Genomic DNA, 21328 nt, shown 5'->3' with positions numbered 1-21328 from the left:
GGAGAGCATGAGTGACCGTGGAGCCGCTGAACGACGAAGACCGGGCCGCCGCGCTCGATGGGCTCGACGAATGGGATTATGACGAATCGCGCGATGCGATCACGCGGCGCTTCACCTTCGCCGATTTCAGCGAGGCGTTCGCGTTCATGACGCGGGTGGCGTTGCTGGCGGAGAAGGCGGATCATCATCCCGAATGGTCGAACGTGTGGAACCGCGTCGACATCGCGCTGACCACGCATGACGCGGGCGGATTGTCGCACAAGGACGTCGCGATGGCGGAGGCGATCGAGGCGCTGGTCGCCTGACCGCGCGTCAGCCCGGATCCGCCGCGATCCCCCGGCGCATCATCTTGCGCAGGCGCCCCGGCAACCAGCGTGCGGCGAACGCCATGCGGTCCGCGGTCTTGCCGACATAGGTGTGGACGCGGTTGCCATGCACCGCATCCCACGCCGCCTGCGCGACCTGGTCGACCCCGGTCAGTTCGAGCCCCGCGCCGGTCACGACGTCGCGGATCGACTGGTTGCTGTTGCCCGCGGGCGCATGGAGCAACGGGGTGTCGATGAAGCTCGGGACGATGTCGCGCACCTTCACGCCCGCGGCGTACCATTCGCCGTCGAGCGCCTCGGTCAGCGCGCGGACGCCGAACTTGGTCGCGGAGTAGACCGGCAGCCCGGACGACCCGTAGATCGCCGAGGCGGACGCGGTGTTGAGCAGGCACGACCCTTGCGTCCGCGCGAGATAGGCGTAGCCGATCTTCGCGCCGTTGAGCACGCCGACGAGGTTGATCGCGACGACCCGGTCGAGATCCTCGAAGCGCATCTCGGCGATCGGCCCGCCCGTGCCGATCCCCGCATTGTTGAACAGCACGTCGAGCCGCCCCCCGGTGGTCGCGACGAATGCGTCGAGGCTCGCGACCCAAGCGTCGCGGTCGCGCACGTCCATGACATAGGTTTCGGCCATGTCCGGCGGGAGCAGCGCGGCGGTGTCGGCGAGGCCCTGCCGGTTGACGTCGGCGAGCCCGACGCGCCAGCCCTTGCCGGCGAACAGCTTTGCCGTCGCCTGCCCGATGCCCGAGCCGCCGCCGGTGATGAAGATCGCCTTTTGCATCCCATTCCCCTTTGTATGCCCGACGTGTCCCGCTGAACCGGGCCGCACGGGCTATGGCGGAGAGTCTGCGGCATGGCGGGCCCGGGGACAAGCCCGGGTCGGTACGCGGTTTGCGGGGGCGGTTAGGGATGTTCCTCCTTCGCTTCCCCGGCGAAGGCCGAGGCCCAAGAGCGGGCCGGGTTATTATCGGGTGCTGCGCCCGGATTACATCGACCTTCGCTGCTGGGCCCCCGCCTTCGCCGGGGAAGGGGAAGTTTACGCATGGCCCGCAACGGGTTTGACGCCCGCTGAACCGTCCCGCACAAGCATCGCAATGGTGCAATCCCCCCCTTCCGGCCCGACCGTCGCGTTCGACGCCGTCTCCAAACGCTATTCCGGCGGGACCGTGGCGGTCGATCGCGTCTCGGTCGAGATCGCGGGCGGCAGCTTCGTCGCCTTGGTCGGCAGCTCGGGGTCGGGCAAATCGACGTTGCTCAAGATGATCAACCGGCTGATCGAACCAAGCGAAGGTTGCACACGCATCGCTGGCGCAAACGTTGCGGACGAGCCCGCGCCGGTGCTGCGGCGGAAAATCGGTTATGTCTTTCAAAACATTGGTTTATTCCCGCATATGACGGTCGCCGAGAACATCGCGATCGGGTTGCGGCTGGCGGGCGGCGACGGCCACGATGCGGACCGCGTCGGCGCGTTGCTCGACCTGGTCGATCTGCCTCGCGCGGTTGCCACGCGGCTCCCCGATGCCTTGTCGGGCGGGCAGCGCCAGCGGGTCGGTGTCGCGCGCGCGCTCGCGACCGCGCCGGGGCTGATGCTGATGGACGAACCGTTCGGCGCGCTCGACCCGGTGACGCGCGACCAGTTGGGGCATGCGATCCGCGCGCTGCACGACCGGCTCAGGCTCACCACGATCATGGTGACGCACGACATGGCGGAGGCGCTGATCCTCGCCGATCGCGTGCTGGTGATGGATGCAGGCCGGATCGCCGCGGACGAAACGCCGCGCGCGTTGCTCGAAGGCGCGGGCGGGCCGGTCGCGCAGGCGCTGGTCGCGGTACCGCGCGATCAGGCGCAGCGGATGCGCGCACTGGCGGGCGAAGCGGCATGACCGGCCCGTTCCTCGAGGCGATGACGCGCGTGCCCGATCTGCTCGCGGCGCATCTGCTGCTGTCCGCCGCCGCGCTGATCCTCGGGCTCGCGATCAGCCTGCCGCTTGCGATCTGGTCGGCGCGGTCGCCAGCCGTCGCGCGCTGGACGCTCGGCATCGCGAGCCTGATCCAGACGATCCCGAGTCTCGCGCTGCTCGCGTTGTTCTACCCGCTGCTGCTGTTCCTGTCGGGGCTCGTCGGCGGCGGCATCCCCGCGCTGGGGTTCCTGCCGTCGCTGCTCGCGCTGTCGCTGTATGCGGTGCTGCCGATCCTGCGCAATGGCGTCACCGGGCTCGCGGGGATCGACCCCGCCGTGATCGAGGCGGCGGATGGCGTCGGGATGACGGCGTGGCAGAAACTGCGGCTGGTCGAGGCCCCGCTCGTAGCCCCCGTGCTGATGGCGGGAATCCGGACCGCGGCGGTGTGGACGATCGGCGCGGCGACGCTGTCGACCACGGTCGGCCAGCCAAGCCTCGGCGACATGATCTTCGCCGGACTCCAGACGCAGAACTGGGCCTTGGTGCTCGCCGGGTGTTTCAGCGCGGCGGCGCTGGCGCTTGCGGTGGATGCGCTGCTCGGGCTGATCGAGCGGTCGATCGCGCGGCGGCGGCGCGGGGTCGCGCTGGGGGCGGGGGGCGTGCTGATCGCGGGGGTGCTGCTTGCGCTCGCGCCGCTGTGGCCGACCAGCGGGAGCGTCGTCACGATCGGCGCGAAGAACTTTTCGGAGCAATATATCCTCGCGCGGCTGATCGGCGATCGGCTCGAGCAGGCCGGCTACAAGGTCCGGTATCGCGACGGGCTCGGCTCGGCGGTAATCTATGGCGCGGTCAGCTCGGGCGCGATCGATATCTACGTCGATTATGCGGGCACGATCTGGACCAACGAGATGAAGCGCCGCGACACGCCGAAGCGCACGGCGATGGTGTCGGCGATCGGTGCGTGGAGCGCGCGGACATCGGGCGTGAAGGTGCTCGGGTCATTGGGGTTCGAGAATGCCTACGCCTTTGCGATGCGGGGGAATGCGGCGCGGGAACGCGGGCTGGTGTCGCTCGATGATCTGGTGCGCGCGGCGCCGGGGTTGACGTTCGGGGCGGACCTCGAGTTCCTCGAACGCCCCGAGTGGGCCGCGATCCAGCGCGCCTATCCGATCCGTTTCGGCAGCGCGCACGCGTATAGCCCGAGTTTCATGTATCGCGCGCTGGAGAGCGGGCAGGCGGACGTGATTTCGGCGTTTTCCTCCGACGGGCGGATCGCGGCGCAGCACCTGACCGTGCTGAGCGATCCGCGCGGGGCGATCCCGGGGTATGATGCGATCGTGCTGGTGGGCAAGGCACATGCGCACGACGCGAAGTTCCTCGCGGCGGTGCAGCCGTTGATCGGGCGCGTGTCGGTCGACGCGATGCGCACGGCGAATTACCAGGTGGACCGCGATGACGCCAAGGCGTCGCCGGAGGCGGCGGCGCGGTGGCTGGGGCGGACGATCGGGGTGGCGCGGTAATTTGCTCACGGTGGGGTGCGGGTGCTGCTGGCGGTGACGCGCAATTCACCGCAGGCGGGAATGCCGGATCATCACGCTAGTCTAGGGTACCACCCCGACGAAGGCCGGGGCCCAAGCGAAATGTCCGCGTTGTTGAAGCGCAGCAGCCGCCGCTACCGTCCCTCTATTGGGCCCCGGCCTTCGCCGGGGTGGTGCCGCCAGGAGGAACACGAAAGCGCGTCCCCCTCAGTCGCGCACCGCCGTCACGAAATAATCGAGCCCGGTATCGTCGCTCAACACGAATCCCTTGGCGACCGAAAACGCCAGCCCGCGCACGTCGATCACGCGCAAGCCCGCCGCCTCGACCAATGGGGTCAGCTCGTCCGGCGTCAAAAACTTGTTCCAGTCGTGCGTCCCGCGCGGGATCGTACCGCTCCCCTCGGCGAAAGTGATCAGCGCGAGCCGTGACAGCGCGGTCCGGTTCGGCGTCGACAGCACCAGCAGTCCGCCCGGCGCAAGCGCGCGCGCGAGGCCCGTGACGAACCCCGCCGGATCGGTGACATGTTCGATCACCTCCAGGCTGGTGACGAGATCATAGGTCGCATCGGCGAGATCCTCGACGCTGCCGGTGCGATAGTCGATCGAAAGCCCCGACGCGGCCGCATGGATCTGCGCCGCCGCGATATTCTCCGCCGCCGCATCGAGCCCGGTGACGTCCGCGCCCAGCCGTGCGAGCGGTTCGCACAGCAGCCCCGCGCCGCACCCGACATCGAGCGCGCGCTTGCCGGCGAGGGGCGTGAACCCCGTCTCGTCGCCATGCCACTGCGTGTCGATCTGCGTGCGCAGATATCCCAGCCGCACCGGGTTGAGCCGGTGGAGCATCGCGGACGAGCCCTTGGGATCCCACCACTCGGCCGCCATCGCGCCGAAGTGTTTGGCCTCGGCCGGGTCGATAGTGGTTACAGACGTTACGGTTGCGCTATTCATACCCGCTTTCTATCAGGACCACCCCAATACCCCAAGCCCCACCCCAAGGACTTCGTGACCCGGACCATGGCACGTATCGTGATGAAATTCGGCGGCACCTCGATGGCCGGGATCGAGCGGATCCGCTCGGTCGCCGCGCGGGTGAAACGCGAAGTCACGGCGGGCAACCAGGTCGCGGTCGTCGTCTCGGCGATGGCGGGCGAGACCGACCGGCTGGTCGGCTTCTGCCGCGAGGCGTCGTCGCTGTACGATGCGCGCGAATATGACGTCGTTGTCTCGGCGGGCGAACAGATCACCAGCGGGTTGCTCGCGATCGCGCTCCAGGCGGCGGGCGTGCCCGCGCGGAGCTGGCTCGGCTGGCAATTGCCGATCGCGACGTCGGACGCGCACGCGTCGGCACGGATCGAGCATATCGACATGGCCGCGCTCGACGCGAGCCTCGCCGCGGGCGAAGTTGCGGTGATCCCGGGATTCCAGGGCGTCGACGCCGACGGCCGGGTCACCACGCTCGGGCGGGGCGGATCGGATACATCGGCCGTCGCAATGGCGGCGGCGATGAAGGCGGACCGCTGCGACATCTACACCGACGTCGACGGCGTCTACACCACCGACCCGCGGATCGTGCCGCGCGCGCGCAAACTCAAGAAGGTCACCTATGAGGAGATGCTGGAACTCGCCAGCGTCGGCGCGAAGGTGTTGCAGACCCGCTCGGTCGGCCTTGCGATGAAGGAAGGCGTCCGCGTCCAGGTTCTGTCGTCCTTCACCGGCGAGGACGCACCGATGGCGGATACATTACCCGGCACGATGATCGTGGGCGAAGAGGAGATCGACGATATGGAACGCCAGCTCATCACCGGCATCGCGCACGACAAGAACGAGGCCAAGATCACGCTGATCGCGGTGCCCGACAAGCCCGGCGCGGTGGCGGCGATCTTCGCGCCGCTCGCCAGGGCGAACATCAACGTCGACATGATCATCCAGAACATCGCGCATGCGGCGGGATCGACCGACGTGACCTTCACCGTGCCCGCCGCCGACCTCGCGCGGTCGATCGAGGTGCTCAACCAGGGGCGTGGCGAAATCGGCTTCAGCGAGCTGGTGCACGACACGCGCGTCGCCAAGATCTCGGTCGTCGGCGTCGGAATGCGCAGCCATGCGGGTGTCGCCTCGACGATGTTCTCGACGCTCGGCGAGCGCGGGATCAACATCCAGGCGATCTCGACCAGCGAGATCAAGGTCTCGGTGCTGATCGAGGAGGATTACACCGAGCTTGCGGTGCGCGTGCTGCACACGGCCTACGGGCTGGATGCGGAGGATGCGGCCTGAAGCGTGCGGCCTGCGGTGGCGCGAGGGGGAAAGGCTCAGGTCGTCGTCAGCGTACCCGTGCCGGTGGAGTCGAAGGTCAGTAGATATGTGTCACCAAGCGGCATCGACCACGCCGTCTGGCTGTTGGTGACGGGGTCGCCGATCGTCTGCGTGCCGCTGGACTGAGCAAGCACATAGCCGCCCGCGTTGACCAACACGGTGGCATTGGGGCTGGCGGGCACGGCATAGGCGAAGAAGACCAGGCTGGTGCCAAGCCCGAAACCGATGGTCACGGCATATTGCGTCCCGTCATAGACCGGCATCTTCCAGCCGGCGCTGTCGTGGGTGAGGGTGATCGACGGGGTAAGCGCGAGACTGAACACGTCGGCATCGCTGGTATAGACGTAGGTCGCGGTGTTCGCCGCGATTTCCCCCGTCTTGTAGGCGGCGGCGAACCACCACAGCGGCAGATCCCGGTTGAAATCGATATAGACCTTGGTGTCGACGGTCTGCAGCGCCGCGACCATCTGCTGCCCTGACTGCGGGATGGGGCTCGCGGCGGCGAAGGTTGCGACGAGCGGGATCGCATAGTCCACCTCCGCGACGATCTCGACGGTGGTCACCGACGTTCCGCCAGTAGCCGCGAACGTCGACGTCGCGGTTACTGGCGGAAAGCGGCGGCGGGCATCTGCCCGGTCGGCCGGCGTGATGGCGAACGGCTGGCCCGTCGCATCCGAGCCCGCCGTCGTGTCCATCGTCCGCCGCTTATGGCTTTTGCGAATGAAAGATCGCGTTTGCGCCCGCTACGACGATATCCTTGACCGCTTGCGCGGACAGCGCTCCGTTATAGGTAAAATTGACGCTGGTTGCGCCATCGGTACTGCTGGTGACGTTGAAGGTAACGCCGCTCATCGTGAAGTAGAGGAATCCGGCGGCGAGTGCCGTCAGCACCGTGATCGTGCCGCTCAGGATCGCATCTTCCGCGACAGCGGGATTCGCGCTCATAGGAGGCCAAGTCACGGCCGTGACGAGGTCTTGCTGAACGGTTCCGTCGGACAGATAGGCTACGGCGGTGAGTTCCCGAATGCGCGCAGACGTGAGCAGCGACAGGTCGTCGAGCAGCGCGAGGCTGGTCGGCTTGCCGGGGGTGACGCTCCAAGTTCCGTTGTTGAGCAGCGTCACCGTAGCTGCAAAATTGCTGAACGAGGACGGCACGGAGAGTTGCGCAGCGTCGTTGCTGACCTGCGTCCAGTCGGCCAGCGTCGATTCACCGTAGGTCCCGGCACTGACATAGAACTTCAGTTGGGGGGTCAGCGTACGGCTCTGGTTTGGCGTCGGCGACCACGTCATGCCGATGAACCCGGCCATCGTCTGGATACCAAACGACTGGCTCGCATACCAGTTCAGCGCTTCGTTGCTGGCCTGATCGAAGGGGTTGGTCGATATCTTGATCGTATTGGCGGGGGCAGCGGCAGCGTCCAGCGTCAGCTTGGGGCCCTTGTTCGGCGGCACGTTGGCATAAACGGCATCCCAGGTCTGGGTCAGGTCGCTGTCCTGGGAGATCGTCGAATTGATCTGTACGTTCAGCCCGACCGCGTTGTTGCTGGCACCCGCTGCGACGACATATTGCACCGGTACCGTGAAGGAATTGGTCGAGGGATCGTTCGGGTCGATGGCCAGGGAGACGCTCGAATTGGCGTAGACGGTCGGGTCGCCGGCCAGTTCCTGCGGGGGCGTCAGGAACAGCCAGAAATTCTGTTGATAGTTCATCTGGTTGACCAGGTAGATTGTGTAATTCGTTGTCATGATATCCTCCGGGAGCGTGGAAGACGCGGAACAGGCCGGCGCCCGAATGGGTCGGGCGGCTCGCTGCACGCACACGGGGCGCGTGACGACAGGGTGCGAACGGATGCGCTTCAACACGAGGGCTCGGAACGGACCGTAACCACGTCACGGCACAGATGGAGCGACGGATCGCGCCGGCCGGAGACCTCAACAACTCTCTATCAGGCAATCAAACAGGGCTGTCCTGGAGTCGAAGCCGAATCGGTGCAATCGTCGATCCACCCCGGCCAATCGTGCCGGAACGGTTGCGATAGCCCGCGAGCATGCGATGAAAGGCCTGAGCGCCGCGCCCCGTTCAGCGGGAGAACGGCCGTGCGGCAACCGCCGACCAGTCCTGGTCCGCCATGCCGTCCTCGACCGCGTCCGCCATCCGCGTGCGGATCGCATCCAGCACGGGAAGCGTGACGTTCGCCGCGTCCGCCAGCTCGGTCGCGAGCCGCAGGTCCTTGAGGCCCAGCTTCATCCGGAAGCCCGGGGTGAAATCCTCGCTCACGATCTTCGGCCCGTAATTCTGATACGCCTTCGACCCGAACAGCGTGCCGGTCATCAGCGCGAGGAACGCGGCCTTGTCGACGCCATTGTCGCCGACCAGCGCGAAGGCTTCGCCCATCGCCTCGATCGCCATGGTGATCATCATGTTGCCCGCGATCTTGGCGGCGTTGGCGCTGCTCGGGTCGGTGCCGAGCGGCCAGACCTTGGCCGACAGCACCGCGAGCAGCGGCTGGACCTGTGCGACCGCGGCTTCGTCGCCCGCGACGACGACGTTGAGCTGCGCGGCGGCGGCGGCATCGGGGCGGCCGAAGACGGGGGCGGCGACATAGCCGATCCCGCGGCGCGCATGATCGGCGGCGAGCTCCTTCGAGAAGGCGACCGAGATCGTCGATGCGACGACATGGATCAGGTCATGTTTCACGCTGTCGAGCGCGCCCGAATCGAGCAGCACGCTGCGGATCACCGCGTCTTCCGACAGCATCGTGAAGACGACCGCGCTGCGCAGCACGTCGTCGAGCGTGCCGATCGTCACGCCGGGCGCATCCTCGGGCTTCACCGGCGAGCGGTTCCACGCGACGACGCGGTGCCCGGCCTTGGCGAGGTTGGCCGCCATCGCGCTGCCCATCAGGCCGAGGCCGACGAATCCGATTTCCATGGTGGTGCTCCAGCGATGAGAGGTTTCGGGCGTAGCGTATCGGACGGGCTTAAGTTCCCAGCGGGGTGCGCGCTACGGGCAACGGTTCCGTCACCCCGGCGCAGGCCGGGGCCGCCATGTTATGATGAGGACTGGCGTTGCGCGCGCAAACATGGCGGCGCCGGGGTGACGCGGACGGTTCTCATTCGCCGATCAGGTGTACCGCGATCAGCCTGCGATGCGCGCTGCGGCGATGCTCGAACAGATAGAGCCCCTGCCAGGTGCCGAGCACGGGCTCGCCACCCGCGACCGGGATCGACAGGCTCGTCGCGGTCAGCGCGGCGCGCAGGTGCGCGGGCATGTCGTCCGCGCCTTCGTCGTCATGCTCGTAGCCCGCGTCTTCCGGCGCGATCCTGGCGAAATAGCGTTCCACGTCGCGGCGCGCGGCGGGGGCGGCGTTTTCCTGGATCAGCAGCGAGGCCGAGGTGTGCCGGACGAACACGGTCAGCAGCCCGGTGGTGATCCCGGTCGCCGCCACCCAGCGGTTCACCGCGCGCGTGCAGTCGTGCAGCCCCTGGCCGGGCGTATCGAAGCTGAGTTCACCGATTTCTTGTCTCATGCGCGGGGCTTGCCCGAAACCCCCGGCCAAGGCTAGGCCAGTCCCATGAACCAGACCTCCTCGATCGGCGCCGAGCGCCTTCAGCGCCGCATGGCGCGTGGCGCGGCGTTCCTCGGCAGCGAGGTCGCGATCGTCTGCGGCGCGATGTCGTGGGTGTCCGAACGCAACCTCGTCGCCGCGATCTCGAACGCGGGCGGCTTCGGGCTGATCGCGTGCGGCGCGATGACCCCCGAACTGCTCGACCGCGAGATCGCCGCGACCAAGTTGCTTACGACCAAGCCGTTCGGGGTGAACCTCATCACCATGCACCCGGGGCTGTTCGACCTGATCGACGTGTGCACGCGGCATCAGGTCGGGCATGTCGTGCTCGCCGGCGGACTGCCGCCGGCGGGGTCGATCGACAAGATCAAGGCGGACGGCGCGAAACTGATCTGCTTCGCGCCCGCGCTGAGCCTTGCCAAGAAGCTGATCCGCAGCGGCGTCGACGCGCTCGTCGTCGAGGGGATGGAAGCGGGCGGGCATATCGGCCCGGTGTCGACCAGCGTGCTCGCGCAGGAAATCCTGCCCGAAGTCGCGGACAAGGTGCCGGTGTTCGTCGCGGGCGGGATCGGGCGCGGCGAGGCGATCGCGGCGTATCTCGACATGGGTGCTGCGGGCGTCCAGCTCGGCACGCGCTTCGTCTGCGCGACCGAGAGCATCGCGCACGCCAATTTCAAGAAGGCGTTCCTCCGCGCCTCGGCGCGCGATGCGGTGGCGAGCGTCCAGCTCGACTCGCGCTTGCCCGTCATTCCGGTGCGCGCGCTCAAGAATGCGGGGGCGGAGCTGTTCACCGCCAAGCAGCGCGAAGTCGCGCTGTCGCTGGACGAGGGCAAGGTCGCGATGCTCGAGGCGCAGCTGCAGATCGAGCATTATTGGGCGGGCGCCTTGCGTCGCGCGGTGATCGACGGCGATGTCGAGCATGGCAGCGTGATGGCGGGCCAGTCGGTCGGCATGGTGACGAAGGAAGAACCCGCCGCCGAGATCATCGCGAGCCTGATGGACGAAGCGGCGGCGGCGCTGGCGTTGCGCGCGGCGTAAGCGCGCGATAAGGTGCGGAAAAGTATTGTAAAAAAAGACACTCTTGCCGTTGGCGGGGGCAGTGCCTGACGATCGGAAGGTTAGCCTAAGGTTAGGCGCAAACCGCTGCGCGGCGCGCGGTTTGCTGGGTCGATCGTTGCGGGGCCGGACGGTTCAAAGAGCGGGATCGGGGTATAGCGGAAATAGGGTTTGTAGGACAGCGCGGCGACCCGACGGGGCGTCGCAGGGCGTCGGTGCGGGCCGACCGGCTTCAGCATGGGGGGCGTCGGACGGGGGAATGGGTGGATGCCAAGGGTAGGCGTTTTGCGTCACTGCCGCGGCAACGAGCGGCCGGTCGGCTGATGCCCAGATGTCGACATTGCCGACCTTACCGGGCCGCGATAGCTTGGTCCTATGTGGACTTTCGTCGTTTGGAACATCGCGGCCCTGGCCGCCGCCATCTACTGCTTAGTCAAAGCCGTGATTGACCTGCGCGCGCGAAGGTATGGGTGGGGGATCGTCGGTTTGGTAAGCGCGGTTGTGTTCTTAGTAACGCCTATTCAGACCCGCGCGGTAAAGATCGACCTTCCAGTCGCCGAGAAATGACCGCCTTCGACCAAAGCTAGTCGTTCATATCTGCTTCGCTGAACGTCCGGGTCTGACCGAAGCTGCCGATCGCGCTTATCGGAACGGACGGTCAGCAACGCGCGAACAAGGCGATCAGCGCGACGAGATCGTGCCGCACTTTTTCCGAGACGAACAGGATCAACGCGCCGACTAGGATCAGCGCGCTGAGCAGGGCCGGGGTCATGCGTCTCCACCCGGGGGGGGCGACGGGCCCGAGCGCCAGCGGATCACGCGTTCGATCGTGCCGCCCTGGACGATCACTGAGAACAGAACAACGACATAGGTCGCCGCGAGCGCGAAGGCGCGCGCCTTGCCCTCGGGCAGGCCGAGCGCCAGCGCGACCGAGATGCCGCCGCGCAAGCCGCCCCAGATCAGCGTGATCGGCGCCAACTTGCCGAGCGACAGGAACGGCCGCATCACGGCAAGAGGCCCCACCACCGAAATGCCGCGCGCGAGGAGCACAAGTGGGATCGATGCGAGGCCGAGCACGATCAGCCGGCCGTCTGCGGGAATCGTCACCACCTCGAGCCCGATCAACAGGAACAGCACCGCGTTGAGGATATCGTCGATCAGCGCCCAGAATTTGAGTAGGTAATCGCGCGTCGTGTCGCTCATCGCATGCGCGACGCCCTGGTTGCCGATAATGAGGCCGGCGACCGCCATCGCGACCGGGCCACTGACATGGAGTTGGCTGGCGAGCGCATAGCCGCCCATCACCACCGCCAGGCTGATCATCACCTCGACCTTGTAATCATCGATAGAATGCATCGCGCGGTAGGCGAGCCAGCCGGTCGCAAGGCCGAGCAGGATGCCGCCGCCCGCCTCCACGGCGAACAGTTCGGCCGCGGCCGGCACCGACAGCGGCTGCCCGCTCAGCGCCGCTGCCAGGATGATCGCGAACACCACCACGCCGACCCCGTCGTTGAACAGGCTTTCGCCCGCGACCGTTGCCTGCAGCGTCGGCGGGACGGCGGCTTCCTTCATGATCCCCATCACCGCGACCGGATCGGTCGGGCTGATCAGCGCGCCGAACACCAGGCACCAGGCGATCGGAATGGCGATGCCGAGCCAGCCGGCGATCAGTTGAAAACCGAGGCCGATGATGACGGTCGAGAGGATCACGCCAATCGTGCTGAGGATCACGATCGGCAAGCGCCCGCGCCGCATCTCGCTCCAGTCGACGTGGAGCGCGCCGGCGAAGAGCAGGAACGACAGCATCCCATCCATCAGCGTGGTGTGAAAATCGATTCCAGCGATGAAGCGCACGATATCGTGACTGACTGCGCTGGCCGGCAGTAGCCGATCGAGCCCGACAACGATGAGCGAGGCGATCGCGCCCATCACGGTCAGTGCGATCGACTGCGGCAGCTTGAGGAAGCGCCGGTTGAGATAGCCGAGGGTGGCGGCCAGCACGATCAGAATCGCGGCGGCGTCGAACGGAGTGATCGCGAGGGCACTCATTGGCTGGCCGCTTTCAGGGTGACGATTTGGCCTGCCGCGGGGGCGGGGACGGCGCGCATGCCATTGGCGCGCAGTAGCGTCGCAATGGCGAGCGCGCGGCGAGCATTGAGCTTGGGTTTGGCGGGCGGCTTGGCGCCGTCGGGGAGTCCTGGCACGGCGAGCTCGGCGATGTTCCAGCGCCTCGCTTCCCAGATCGAGAGTAATACCGCATCGCGTGCGGCCGGATCGAGCGTATCGACATTGTCGGCGAAGCGGACCGCGGGGAGCTGGCCCAGCGGCGGGACGATCGTGATTTGCCAGCCTTGCGCGGCAAGCGATGCGCGTTGCTCGAGCACGCGGAAGGCATCGGGGCCCGCGCCGGGCAGCGGCACGGCGGTGGCGGCCGCTCGGTGATGGTCGCGGTCGAGCGTCACACCGTCATTGGGGACGCCGGCAGCGAGCGCCACGAGACCGACGACGCGCACCGCCTCGGCGTCTTCGGCGGCGGCGCTGTCGGACGCCTGTCGCAATTCGGCGCGCTGGGTCTCGAGCGCCCCCGCCGACGGATCGAGCAGTACCTGATCGAGCTGAAGCTTGACCGGCTGGTCGAGGCGCTTGGCGAGGTCCGCTTGCATCGCGGGACTACTCTTCGCGTTGGTGCGCGGGGCGATCACCACAGAGCGCACGACGATCGGAGTGCGGTCGAAATCAATGTCGAGCTGCGTCACGCGCGCGCTGGCACCGAAGGAGGTGTTGAGGAACGAGCGGATCTGCGTCGCGATCACGGTCTCGCGCGCGATCCGGCCGAGCGAAATCGCGAGCGGGATGCCCATTGCGACGAATACGAACGCCAGCACGATCGTTTGCGCCCAACTCTGCGTGCCCGAGAGATAATGGCCGAAGCCGTAAAAACGCGCCATCGCCGTCGACGCGAGCGCGATTGTCAGGAAGTTGGTCGCGAACAGCGCGAGCGCGCCCCCCAGGACCGCCATATTGCCGGTAGCAAGTCCGTAACCGACCACCGCGAGCGGCGGCATCAGCGCCGTGGCAATGGCAACGCCGACGATCGTCTCGCCGCGGCCGCGAATGATCGCGAAGGTGCCAGCGAGCGCGGCGAACAGAGCGACGAGCAAATCGAACAGGTTGGGACGCGTACGTGCAAGGATCTCGGCAGTCGGCGCCTTGAGCGGCGAGGCCAGGACGATCAGCGCGGTGAACGCGACCGCGGCCACGGCACCGATCACCAGCGCGGTCAGCGACCGCCGCATTTCGCGAAAATCAAACAGCGCCAGGCTGAAGCCCAGCCCCAAGATTGGATTCATCAACGGCGAAATCAGCATTGCGCCGATCACGACGGCTGGCGACGACAGCAACAGCCCCAGCACGGCGATACCCGCCGACATCAGCGTCATGAAGGCATAGCGGTTGGACCAGCCGCTCTCCTCGACGATACGGGCGACGACGCGCTCGTGATCGATTGGCGCGACCACTGTCGCCCGCCACCAGCGGTACAGCGCGAAATGGTCGAGGCGAGGGCTCGCCGCCCGCTCGGCAGCTCCGGTCGACGGGGAATCGGGCATTTCGAAACATCTCCGGACAGGCAATCACTCAGCATGGCACGACGGCAGGCCACATGCGGACCGGCTACGCCTGTTTACGCAGAACTCGGCGGAGGTGATAAAGACCGCGCCAATAGCTATACGGAACGATAGTGGTAGTGAGGTTTTATTTTGCGATGGGTTCGAGTGCGGCCCGGACGCGCCTCTTCCCCGAACGAAAGACAGATCATGAAATGCGATCCGGCGCCGAGCGAGCGGTTCGGGGTACCCGAATGACTCGCGGCGACTCATGAAAAGCTGGTTTCTGCGCGTGGGCGACAAACTCAGCGCGAGCTATTGGTTCGTGCCGACGATCATGGCGTTTGCCGCAGTTGTGCTGGCGATGGCCATGATCGCACTCGACGGCTATGCGGGCTCGGCCTGGATGCAGCACGTCAGCTGGCTCTATGCCGCGCATCCCAATGGCGCGCGGCAGATGCTGTCGTCGATAGGCGGCTCGATGATCACCGTGGCGGGTACGGTGTTTTCGGTGACGATCGCCGCGGTGGTTTATGCTTCGGGGCAATATGGCCCGCGGCTGCTAACCAATTTCATGCGCGACCGCGGCAATCAGGTCACGCTTGGCACCTTCATCGCGACCTTCCTCTATTGTCTGGTCGTGTTACGCACGATCCGCTCGGCCAACGAGAGCGGCGGGTACAGTTTCGTGCCCAATATTGCATTGCTGGTTGCAGTCGCGCTGGCGATCTGCTCGATCGCGGTGCTGATCTTCTTCATCCACCATGTCCCCAGCAAGATTCACATCAACAGCGTGATCGAGGACATCGGCGAACGGCTGATCCTCGAGATCGGCCATCGCTTTCCGCGCTTCATCGGCAAGCCGCTCGCGCACGGCGCGGGGGAGGCGCGCATTCCCGCTACCTTCGGCAAGGATGCAAGCAGCGAGGAGGCTAACCAGCGGATGCTGATCGCCGCCAAGCGCACCAGCTATATCGAGCTGATCGACGGCGACACGCTTATCGACCAGGCGCGCAGGCATGATCTGGTGCTGCGGCTGCAATATCAGCCAGGCGACTTCACCCATGTCGGCCGTACGCTGGTCGAAGCATGGCCGCCCGAGCGCTGCGATGACGAAGCCGCGCGTGTCATTCGCGATGCCTTCTCGGTCAGTTCGCGGCGATCGGCCCTGCAGGATCTGCGCTTCCTGATCGACGAACTGGTCGAGATCGCCGCGCGCGCGCTTTCGCCCGGGGTCAACGATCCGTTCACCGCGGTCACCTGCATGGATTGGCTCGGTGCTGCGCTGTCGGACATGGCCGGGCGCGAACTTCCATCGCATCTGCGCGTCGACGATGATGGCATGTTGCGCGTGATCGCGCATCCCGAGACATTTGACGGCTTCATGGATCGATCGTTCGGGGCGCTGGCGCAATACAGCGCGGCCGACATGGTCGCGGCGTTGCGCTTCATCCGCGCGCTCGGCGAAGTGTCGCTCGACTGTGACGATCCCGACCGACTTGCGCTGATCTCGGGTTATGCCGACAAGCTGGAAGTGCTCGCCGAAAAGGCACTCGGCGGGTTTAATCTCGAACGGGTCAAGCAGCGTGCCGACGAATTGCGCCATGCACTGCGCGAACCCGTCTATAAGCGCCGCCTGCGCGATAGTGCCGCCTGGCTCGGCGGGACTGCATGACGAGGCCATGACCGCATGATCGTTGCTATTGCCATTCTCGCCGCTGTCGCGGTCACGACGCTGCTGACGTTCAGTCGGTTCGCCAAATCGACCGCCTGGCGCGCGACGGTGACGCCGCTTGCTTCGATCATCGGGTCGGGCTTCCTGATCTGCGGGCCGCTGCTCGCCCGAGAGTTCGGCTCGGCCGCGATCCTCGCCATGGCCGCGTTGCTCGCGATCGCTTATGCGGTCGGCGCGGTGATCCGCTTCAATATCATCCATGTCGAGAACATCGCGCCCAAGCTGTCGCTTAACGATCCGATGGCCTGGGCGATGCGCGCGGCACAGGTGATGCTCGCGATCGCCTATGCGGTGTCGGTCGCCTATTATCTCAAGCTGCTCGCCGAATTCACAATGAAGCCGCTCGGGATCACGGCCGAATGGCACGGCTTGGTCGCCAATATCGTCGTGACTGTCATCATCCTCCTGCTTACCACGCTCACCTTCTCGGGCGACATTCGCAAGATCGAACATGCCGCGCATGCCAGTGTCTCGGTCAAACTCGGCATCATCGCGGGCTTGCTCGCCGGGCTGGGCGTGTGGTGGGCGACGCGGACTGGCGCACCGCTCGATCTCCCGCCGACGCGGCTGTCATGGAGCGGAATACCGATGCTGCTCGGGCTGCTGATTACGGTACAGGGGTTCGAGACGTCGCGTTACATGGGCGACAGTTATGACCAGGCAACGCGCGTCAAGACGATGCGCTATGCACAGTGGCTGTCCTCGGCGATCTACCTTGCGTTTCTCGCTTTGCTCACCCCGTTTCTGAGTCAGGCGCAGCACGCAGAGGGCGTGGCGGGGATCCTCGACATCATGGAGTTGGTCGCGCCGGCGCTCGGCATTTTCGTGCTGATCGGCGCGGTGTCGAGCCAATTGAGCGCGGCGATCGCGGATTCGATCGGTTCGGGCGGCTTGATGGTCGAAGTCTCGCGCCGCAAGCTCGGGGTACGCGAGGCGTTCATCACCGCCAGCGCGCTGTCGATTGCGGTGGTGTGGCTGACCGATCCGTTCTCGGTGATCGCGCTTTCATCGCGCGCGTTCGCGCTGTTCTACGCGATGCAGGCGGTGCTCGCGCTGTGGGTTTCGTGGCGAACGGGGGCGGGCGGTACACTCGCGCGCGTCGGCTTCTTGATAGTCGGGATAGTTTGCCTCGTCGCGGCTTTGGCCGGAGCGCCTGCCGAAGGCTGATGAGCGCTCAGTTCCCGGTCGGCGCAGGCGGCGTAGGCATCGAGCGGACGTGGATATCACGCTGCGGGAAAGGAAGCTCGACATCGTTGTCCGCAAACAGCCGCCACAGGCGGTTGAGGATGTCGGACCTGACATTGCCGACCCCCAGTTCCGGGTCGGCGATCCACACGAGGATATCGTGGTCGACCGAGCTGTCACCAAACGCCTTTAGCCAGACAGAAGGCTTTGGCGTGTCGAGCACGCGCACCGCGCCGGCGGCTGCTTCGATCATGAGCTTCTGCGCCAGCGCCAGATCGCAGCCATAGGCGACGCCCACCGGGATATGGATCCGCACGTTTCGGTCCGAATAGGACCAGTTCTCTACCGCGTCGGTCATCAATTGCTCGTTCGGGATGAGGTGCTCCTTGCCGTCGCGCGTTACGACCGACACCGCGCGCACGCCGATCTTGCCAACCGATCCGAACGTGTCGCCGACGACGATCACGTCGCCGGGCTTGATCGAGCGATCCATCAGCAGGATCAGCCCGGCGATCAGATTGCCGAAGGTCTTTTGCAGGCCGAACCCGATCGCGAGGCCAGCGGCGCCGGAGAAGACGGTGAGCGCGGTCAGGTCGATGCCGAGCAAGTCGATCCCGAGCAGCACAGCCACGACGACCACGCCGATCCCGGCGAGTTTCTGCACCAGCGCGCGCTGTGAAAGGTCGAGGCTGCTGGTACGGCCGATCAGATGGACCAGCACATGGTTCGCTGCCTTGGCGACGACGTAGAGCACCGCAACAATGACGATCGCGTTGATCACCGCGAGCAGCGAGATACGATGCTTGCCGATCGTGATGCCGATCCCGTCGAGTCCGTGGATCAGCGGCTGCATTCCGCCAAGCGTCGCCGCAGTGGTCGCGACCAACGCTACGATCGCCACGATGGTAGCCGTGCTCTTGCCCAAACCCGCGGCGCGGGCGACGCGATGGACGAGGCGCGCCACCGCAATCCCGAGCGCCACTGCCAGCAGCATCAATGCGAGGGGGCTGAGCGCAGCCGAATTGCCAACGATCAACAGTAGCAGCGCGATCACGCTATATTGGATGACCGAGGCGACAAATGTTTCCGGAAAGACCGCGGCGCGACCGCCGAGGCGTTTCAGTCGAACAGCAACTGAAGGCGCGGCGCGGTGCCCGGCGAACCAGCCGATCGCGACCGCACCCGCGATCAGCACGACGGCAACAACGAGCGACTCCACATCGGGCGAATTCGGTATGGTGACGCCGGCATTTGCGAGCCACGTATGCCAGTCCATCGCAGCTTCCTGTTCCATAGCGCTCGACCGAGATGAGCCCCGATGCCGTGAGCGCACTCGTCGCACAGGCTTTGCCGTTCGGATACACTTGTGAGGCTGACGTGGCGATCGATCTATCGTGCGCCCACTCGTCAAGCGTCGTGTGATCGCGTAGCGCCGCTACAGATTTGACTAAGGAGGACGTGTTGGCGATCCGTTTATGGGCGGGTTGCGCGCTCCTGACTGCCGTATCGCTGGCCGGTTGCACGAAGCCGCCGATTGTTAGCTCGCGCATTGTCCTTTCACCCAATGCGCGGATTTCGCTCGAAATCGGATTGGCCCATGACGGCAGCCCATTGTTCCGCGTTCGCCGCGACGGCCGCGACGTAATCGCGCCCTCGACGCTCGCGCTCGACATGACCGAGCGTGGCACCGCCGTGCGCTTCGACCACCTAGTGATCACTGCGGTCGATCATGGAAAGCGTGACGAGCGCTATGCGATGCCCGGTCGGGCTACGCCCGTGGTCTCGCATTTCATGACGATGACGATGCACGTGCAAAGCCGCCAAGCGCCGGTGCGGCGCTTCAACCTCGAAGCGCGGGTGAGCGACCAGGGCGCTGCAGTGCGGATCGTCGTCCCGCGGCAGGCCGGCATCGACCAGATCGCGGTCGCAGCCGATCGCACGCAGTTCGTGTTTCCGCAGGACCGGGCTTGTCTCGCCGTGCGGCATTACGAGATGAAGAACAGCCATGAAGGCGGCTATACGCCGATCAAGGCGAGCGCGCTGGCCCACAGTGGCCTTTATGACCTGCCTTTGGTATGCCGCACCGGCCGCGGCGGCGAAACGCTGGCGCTGACCGAAAGCGGGCTCGAGAATTTCGCAGCCGCCTATTTCGCGGGAAACGGAGACAAAAACGGCGTACGACTGCGGCTGACGCCAAACCCGGCCAAGCCGAAAGCGCCGCCGGTGACAATAGCCCACGGCGCGGTCGTGACTCCGTGGCGCGTAGTGATGCTGGCAGACCGGCCTGAAGATCTGATCGCCTCGACGCTGGTCGATGATCTTGCCAGCCCCTCGCGCGTCGCCGACGCTGACTGGGTCAGGCCAGGCAAGGCGGCGTGGGACTGGTGGTCGGGATCGCTCGCTCCCAGCGTCCCGCATGCTGGGCATAACGACGCAACCTACAAGGTCTATATCGATTTCGCCGGCCGGTTTGGCCTGCCCTATATGATGATCGACAAGGGGTGGGCGTGGCGTCCGCCGGGCGAAAGCGTCGATCTGCCCAATGCCAATATCACACGCAACGCAGTCGGTGTGCATATTCCCGAACTGGTGCGCTATGCGCGCGCGCGGCACGTGAAGGTGTGGCTGTGGGTCAATTGGCTGACGCTCGACAAGCAAATGGCGCAGGCGCTGCCGCTCTACGAACGGCTCGGAATCGCCGGGATCAAGGTCGATTTCATTTATCGCCAGGATCAGGAAATCGTTGCTTTCTACCATCGCTTGCTCAGCGAAGCGGCCAAGCATCATCTAATGGTCGATCTGCACGCCGCGATGGTTCCGCGCGGGCTGGCGCGCACCTATCCCAATTTCCTGACCCAAGAAGGGGTGATGGGGCTCGAATACAATCGCTGGTCGACCAAGGTGACGTCCGGCTACAATGTTCGCACCGCCTACACCCGCGCGATCGTCGGCCCGATGGACTATACGCCGGGCGGCTTCCGCAACGTTCCGCCGGCACAGTTCCAGGAACGCTCGATCGGACCGATGGTGATGACGACGCGGGCGCAGCAGCTCGCGCTGTTCGTGGTCTATCCCAGTCCGTTCATGATGCTGGCCGATGCGCCCTCGGCCTATGAGGATGCCGCACACCGCCCGGTCCCCGGCGCGGATTTCCTTAAGCTTGTGCCCGCCGCGTGGGACGAGACGCGCGCTTTGGGAGGCACCTTCGGCAACTCTATCATCGTTGCGCGGCGCAAGGGGAGCGACTGGTTCGTTGGCGTGCTGACCGACGAGCATCCGCGGCATCTGGCGATCCCGCTCTCCTTCCTCGGCAAGGGGCGTTGGCACGTCGATAGCTGGACCGACGGCACGGTCTACACCTCCATCGACCGACGCGAAGGGGCGGTGCGCTCGCGGTCGGGCAGTTTGATTCTCGATGCCCATGCCAATGGCGGTGCGGCGCTGCGGTTTCGACCGGTACGATGACGCGGGTAAGCGGGGCGACCCTCGCCTGAGCGTTGCACCGCTCCGCCGGCTTGGATACCGCATTGGCATGAACAACGCTGCAACCAATACGCTCTCGCAATCGGATTAGAGATCGTTTGCAGCCTTCCGCTACGAGCTTCGAGGGCGCGTTCTGCGATAGGTCATTACAGGACCAACGAACGACCGGGCGATCGCTCCGTAAGACACGCGGCCAGCTCCACGGGATCGGAGGGCGAATCGGCGATGTTATCGGAGCGGCCAGACAAAATCGATGAGGGGCGCCCCGGCCACGATTATCAGCAATGAAAGAGGCAGTCCCAGCCGCCAATAGTCCCCGAATTTATACCCGCCCGGGCACATCACCAAGGTGTTGCACCGGTGGTCGATTGGGGTGAGGAAATGGCAACCCGCACCCGTCGCCACCGCCATCAGGAACGGATCGGGGTTGAGGTGCAGCCCGCGCGCTACGCCGACCGCGATCGGGCCGAGTACCAGCACCGTCGGCCCATTGTGCAAGAATGGCGCGCACGCCATTGCCGCGATCATGATAACACCGAGCCCAAGCAAGGCCGGTACGCCGAGCAGCAGCCCGACGAGCGCATGCGCGAACAGCTCGGTGGCACCATTTTAATGAA

Annotated in this window: 17 protein-coding genes and 1 pseudogene; 8 read left to right on the top strand and 10 right to left on the bottom strand. The window is 65.8% G+C overall.

The annotated features are described in order from the left end of the window. The first annotated feature begins 11 nt into the window (after positions 1 to 11). Complete coding sequence (locus tag L8K25_RS05765) at positions 12 to 305, top strand: 4a-hydroxytetrahydrobiopterin dehydratase (RefSeq protein ID WP_242137960.1); 294 nt, start codon at positions 12 to 14, stop codon at positions 303 to 305. 7 nt (positions 306 to 312) lie between these two features. Here the strand turns inward: L8K25_RS05765 and L8K25_RS05760 are convergent, their stop codons facing one another. Beyond that, on the bottom strand, positions 313 to 1107 hold the full coding sequence (locus L8K25_RS05760) for an SDR family oxidoreductase (RefSeq protein ID WP_242137959.1): 795 nt from the start codon (positions 1105 to 1107) through the stop codon (positions 313 to 315). 313 nt (positions 1108 to 1420) lie between these two features. On the opposite strand from L8K25_RS05760, the gene L8K25_RS05755 reads away from it, so the two are divergent. Together L8K25_RS05755 and L8K25_RS05750 are read left to right on the top strand one after the other, a co-directional pair. Then, positions 1421 to 2209 carry an ABC transporter ATP-binding protein gene (locus L8K25_RS05755; protein ID WP_242137958.1) on the top strand — a complete coding sequence of 263 codons (789 nt, stop codon included), beginning with the start codon at positions 1421 to 1423 and terminating at the stop codon, positions 2207 to 2209. Continuing rightward, positions 2206 to 3747, top strand: coding sequence for an ABC transporter permease/substrate-binding protein (locus L8K25_RS05750; protein ID WP_242137957.1), 1542 nt, complete (start codon positions 2206 to 2208; stop codon positions 3745 to 3747). The genes L8K25_RS05755 and L8K25_RS05750 overlap by 4 nt, the downstream gene beginning before the upstream one ends. Before the next feature lie 225 nt (positions 3748 to 3972). Here L8K25_RS05750 and ubiG read toward each other — a convergent pair whose 3' ends face one another. Next, positions 3973 to 4713, bottom strand: a complete 741-nt coding sequence (gene ubiG / locus L8K25_RS05745) for a bifunctional 2-polyprenyl-6-hydroxyphenol methylase/3-demethylubiquinol 3-O-methyltransferase UbiG (RefSeq protein WP_242137956.1) — start codon at positions 4711 to 4713, stop codon at positions 3973 to 3975. A gap of 66 nt (positions 4714 to 4779) precedes the next feature. Between ubiG and L8K25_RS05740 the strand changes: the two genes are divergently transcribed. Next, entirely contained in the window at positions 4780 to 6039 is a 1260-nt protein-coding gene (locus tag L8K25_RS05740) for an aspartate kinase (RefSeq protein WP_242138707.1), read from the top strand. Positions 6040 to 6074: 35 nt separating this feature from the next. On the opposite strand, the gene L8K25_RS05735 is transcribed toward L8K25_RS05740, so the two are convergent. The 4 genes and pseudogenes from L8K25_RS05735 to L8K25_RS05720 form a co-directional block, all read right to left on the bottom strand. Further along, positions 6075 to 6773, bottom strand: coding sequence for a hypothetical protein (locus L8K25_RS05735; RefSeq protein ID WP_242137955.1), 699 nt, complete (start codon positions 6771 to 6773; stop codon positions 6075 to 6077). 10 nt (positions 6774 to 6783) lie between these two features. Then, on the bottom strand, positions 6784 to 7824 hold the full coding sequence (locus L8K25_RS05730) for a hypothetical protein (RefSeq protein WP_242137954.1): 1041 nt from the start codon (positions 7822 to 7824) through the stop codon (positions 6784 to 6786). A gap of 334 nt (positions 7825 to 8158) precedes the next feature. Continuing rightward, positions 8159 to 9016: pseudogene (locus L8K25_RS05725) on the bottom strand (NAD(P)-dependent oxidoreductase); the annotation flags it as partial. 175 nt (positions 9017 to 9191) lie between these two features. After that, positions 9192 to 9608 (bottom strand): secondary thiamine-phosphate synthase enzyme YjbQ, encoded by a 417-nt coding sequence (locus L8K25_RS05720; RefSeq protein WP_242137952.1) that lies wholly within the window; start codon positions 9606 to 9608, stop codon positions 9192 to 9194. A 45-nt stretch (positions 9609 to 9653) separates the two neighbouring features. On the opposite strand from L8K25_RS05720, the gene L8K25_RS05715 reads away from it, so the two are divergent. Continuing rightward, positions 9654 to 10685 carry a nitronate monooxygenase gene (locus tag L8K25_RS05715; RefSeq protein WP_242137951.1) on the top strand — a complete coding sequence of 344 codons (1032 nt, stop codon included), beginning with the start codon at positions 9654 to 9656 and terminating at the stop codon, positions 10683 to 10685. Between the two features lie 786 nt (positions 10686 to 11471). Here the strand turns inward: L8K25_RS05715 and L8K25_RS05710 are convergent. Both L8K25_RS05710 and L8K25_RS05705 read right to left on the bottom strand, forming a co-directional pair. Next, positions 11472 to 12752, bottom strand: a complete 1281-nt coding sequence (locus tag L8K25_RS05710; RefSeq protein WP_242137950.1) for a sodium:proton antiporter — start codon at positions 12750 to 12752, stop codon at positions 11472 to 11474. Further along, positions 12749 to 14311, bottom strand: a complete 1563-nt coding sequence (locus tag L8K25_RS05705; RefSeq protein WP_242137949.1) for a DUF389 domain-containing protein — start codon at positions 14309 to 14311, stop codon at positions 12749 to 12751. Before L8K25_RS05705 ends, L8K25_RS05710 begins: the two co-directional genes overlap by 4 nt. Before the next feature lie 268 nt (positions 14312 to 14579). Between L8K25_RS05705 and L8K25_RS05700 the strand changes: the two genes are divergently transcribed. Further along, positions 14580 to 15983 carry a DUF2254 domain-containing protein gene (locus L8K25_RS05700; protein WP_242137948.1) on the top strand — a complete coding sequence of 468 codons (1404 nt, stop codon included), beginning with the start codon at positions 14580 to 14582 and terminating at the stop codon, positions 15981 to 15983. Positions 15984 to 15998: 15 nt separating this feature from the next. After that, a complete protein-coding gene (locus tag L8K25_RS05695) occupies positions 15999 to 17210 on the top strand; it encodes a hypothetical protein (RefSeq protein ID WP_242137947.1) in 1212 nt (403 codons plus the stop codon). A gap of 7 nt (positions 17211 to 17217) precedes the next feature. Here L8K25_RS05695 and L8K25_RS05690 read toward each other — a convergent pair whose 3' ends face one another. After that, the gene (locus L8K25_RS05690) at positions 17218 to 18504 is read right to left on the bottom strand and encodes a mechanosensitive ion channel domain-containing protein (protein ID WP_242137946.1); all 1287 of its coding nucleotides are present in this window, start codon (positions 18502 to 18504) and stop codon (positions 17218 to 17220) included. A 185-nt stretch (positions 18505 to 18689) separates the two neighbouring features. Here L8K25_RS05690 and L8K25_RS05685 point away from each other — a divergent pair, with 185 nt between their 5' ends. Next, complete coding sequence (locus tag L8K25_RS05685; RefSeq protein ID WP_242137945.1) at positions 18690 to 20693, top strand: glycoside hydrolase family 97 protein; 2004 nt, start codon at positions 18690 to 18692, stop codon at positions 20691 to 20693. Between the two features lie 246 nt (positions 20694 to 20939). Here L8K25_RS05685 and L8K25_RS05680 read toward each other — a convergent pair whose 3' ends face one another. Next, positions 20940 to 21305 carry an SLC13 family permease gene (locus tag L8K25_RS05680; protein WP_277923530.1) on the bottom strand — a complete coding sequence of 122 codons (366 nt, stop codon included), beginning with the start codon at positions 21303 to 21305 and terminating at the stop codon, positions 20940 to 20942. Positions 21306 to 21328: the final 23 nt, after the last annotated feature.

The organism is Sphingomonas sp. TREG-RG-20F-R18-01 (assembly GCF_022662475.1).
Classification (GTDB): domain Bacteria; phylum Pseudomonadota; class Alphaproteobacteria; order Sphingomonadales; family Sphingomonadaceae; genus Sphingomonas.
The sequence above is the reverse complement of the archived record's forward strand: the minus strand, read 5'-3'. Positions and strand labels throughout refer to the sequence as shown.